Annotated in this window: 3 protein-coding genes; 2 read left to right on the top strand and 1 reads right to left on the bottom strand. The window is 39.7% G+C overall.

The genetic code is table 11. The features are described 5' to 3' along the window. On the top strand, positions 1-655 hold a 655-nt coding region (locus NTV63_01960), incomplete at its 5' end, for an asparagine synthase-related protein (protein MCX6709701.1). Position 656: 1 nt separating this feature from the next. On the opposite strand, the gene NTV63_01955 is transcribed toward NTV63_01960, so the two are convergent. Then, positions 657-1808, bottom strand: coding sequence for a GTP-binding protein (locus NTV63_01955; GenBank protein MCX6709700.1), 1152 nt, complete (start codon positions 1806-1808; stop codon positions 657-659). Positions 1809-2131: 323 nt separating this feature from the next. Here NTV63_01955 and NTV63_01950 point away from each other — a divergent pair. Further along, positions 2132-2532: hypothetical protein (locus NTV63_01950; protein MCX6709699.1), on the top strand; the 401-nt coding region annotated here is incomplete at its 3' end.

Here is a 2532-nt window from a genome sequence, read left to right as displayed (position 1 = left end):
ATTATGCTTCTCGGTGGGCGCTCCTGGAAGCGAGGATTTGAAATGGGCTAAGGATGTGTCCTATGCATTGAATCTTCCGCTTTATGTAAAGGAATTCTCAATTGATGATTTCAGCGAAGCGCTTTCTGATGTTGTGAAAATCCTGAAAACAGATGATGCTGTAAAGGCATCAATAGGCGCTGTCACATATTCTGCGCTTAAGCTTGCAAAAGAGCACGGGGTAAATATGGTTTTCAGCGGGCTTGGCTCAGAAGAGATTTTTGCAGGCTATGAAAGACATTTGAAATCCCTTAAATGGGGAGATGTGAATGCTGAATGCAGAGCAGGGCTCCATTCAATGTATAAACGCGACATTATGCGCGACTTTCCCCTTGCAGAGTCCCTTGGAATGAGGATAATGACCCCCTTTCTTGATGAGGAGATAATAAGGTTCGGGATGGGGCTTTCCCCTGTTCTGAAGATAAATGATTCTGAAAAGAAAATCATCGTGAGAAAATCAGCGCTTCTTATGGGAATCCCTGAAAAGATTGCAGGGAGGAAAAAAAGGGCTGCCCAGTACGGCTCTGGGTTTGACAAGATTTTGAAGAAGCTTGCAAAGAGAAAGGGATTTTCCTTCAGAAAGGACTATCTGGCAGATATCCTGAAGAAACCCTGAATCACTTTATGTGAAGCTGAATTACATCTCCGTCAGCCATCTGGTGCTCAAGATTGAATTTCTGCCCGGGAAACTTTGCTGATTTCCCCCACACTCTTGCAAACCTTAATTTTTCAACAAAATCAGTGTGAATTTTTCTGCAGATATCTCTTACAGTTGCGCGCTCAAGCATAACCATTGGGTTTTCCATGTCAGGCACCTTTCCCACTTCCTTGAGAAATACCCTGATAAGCTTCATCTTCTGGTAGATTGCCTCTTTCAGGAATTCCAGGTTTATTCCCCTGTCAGCTGAAATCATCACATAATTTACGCTCTGCCCTTTGAGGTTTGCATAGTGCTTTGAAAGCCCGTCCATGTATTCCCTGATCTTTTTTATGTCATCGACAGATACAAGGTCGATTTTATTGAGGACAATGAGCCCTGATGCGTATTTCCTGTTTCCTGTTATCACATCAATAAGCTGTTCAATTGTAATGTCCTCCCTGATTATCACTTCTGCATTGAGAATCCTGAATTCCTTCAGCGCTTCAACTACCTGCTGCTTGGTTATCTTTGTTAATTTCAGAGTTGAGCTTATTATTACTCCGCCCCTTGGCTTCTTGTCTATTCTCACAGCCGGCTTTTTCTGGTTGAGCCTTATCCCTGCGCCATAAAGCTCCCTTCTTATCACAGGAAGCTGCTTTTCAACTGCATATGAATCAACAAGTATGATTACAAGGTCTGCATTTCTAAGGACTGATATTGCCTCTCTTCCCTTGCCTGTCCCGTCAGCTGCGCCGGCAACTATTCCCGGAAGGTCAAGAATCTGAATCTTCGCCTTCTTGTATTCCATGAGCCCGGGAATGCATTCGATGGTTGTGAAGTCATAGCTTGCTGTCTTGGAATTTGCATTTGTAAGCTTGTTTATGAGAGTGGATTTTCCAACAGACGGAAAGCCTATGAGCGCTGCTGTGGCATCGCCCTCTCTTTTTACAGAATAGGATGCATGGAGCGCCTGCTTTCTTATCGCCTTCCTTGACTGAAGCTGTTCCTTCAGCTTTGCAATCTTAACCTTGAGAAGCCCAATAGCATGCTCAGTCCTCTTATTGTATTTTGTGACACTGAGCTCATGCTCCAAATCCTTTATCTGCTGGGAGAGCGAAGAATCATCCATGGATATGGCTTCTGTGTTGGTGTTTTTAAATTTTTTTTAAATTAAAGGGAAATCCTAAAGAAAAGGAAGACAAAACAAAATCAAAATATATTTTAAATAATAATTGATTAAAAATAATTATTATAAAATATATTATAAAAAAATCAAATCGCCAATTTTTTAGGATTTTTGTGAGAGAAAAATATATAAACTAAATTATTTAAAAGATATTTTATTAAGATTATTTTATATTAGATATATTAAAATAATTATTTTCTTATAATACCTTTAGAGTTGGTTTTTTGCTAAATCTTTAAAAACCTCTGTTTTCTCCTAAAAAGCATATGGCTGAAATAAACAACCTTTCTGCAGTTGCTGAGACAGTTGGAAGCGTAAAGGGAGCAGGAATTTCAGTGCTATTCAATAATTTCATAATAGCCGCATTCATAATAGCCTTCGGATTCTTCATCGGAAATTTCCTGGGAAAGCTTCTTTCAAAGATTCTCAGGGAGCTTGAGTTTGACAAGCTTGTTAAGAAAGTGATAAAAAAGAACATACCTGCCGAGCAGATAATATCATATCTGCTGTCCTTTTTGCTTTACATTATTGCAATCGTGCTTGCGCTGAAGAGGCTTGGAATTGCTGAAAACATCTTCAAGTGGATTGCAATTGTTGTGATTGCATTGATTCTTATTTCATTTGCGCTTTCAATAAAGGACTTAATACCAAATTTAGTTGCCGGGAT

This window comes from Candidatus Woesearchaeota archaeon (assembly GCA_026394965.1).
In the GTDB taxonomy this organism is placed as follows: Archaea; Nanobdellota; Nanobdellia; order Woesearchaeales; family 0-14-0-80-44-23; genus JAPLZQ01.
Note: the sequence above shows the minus strand (reverse complement) of the source record. Positions and strands in the feature narration are given on the sequence as shown.

Excerpts from the sequence above, each read along its gene's own strand:
- NTV63_01955 (MCX6709700.1), bottom strand. The coding sequence starts at position 1,808 with ATGGATGATTCTTCGCTCTCCCAGCAGATAAAGGATTTGGAGCATGAG.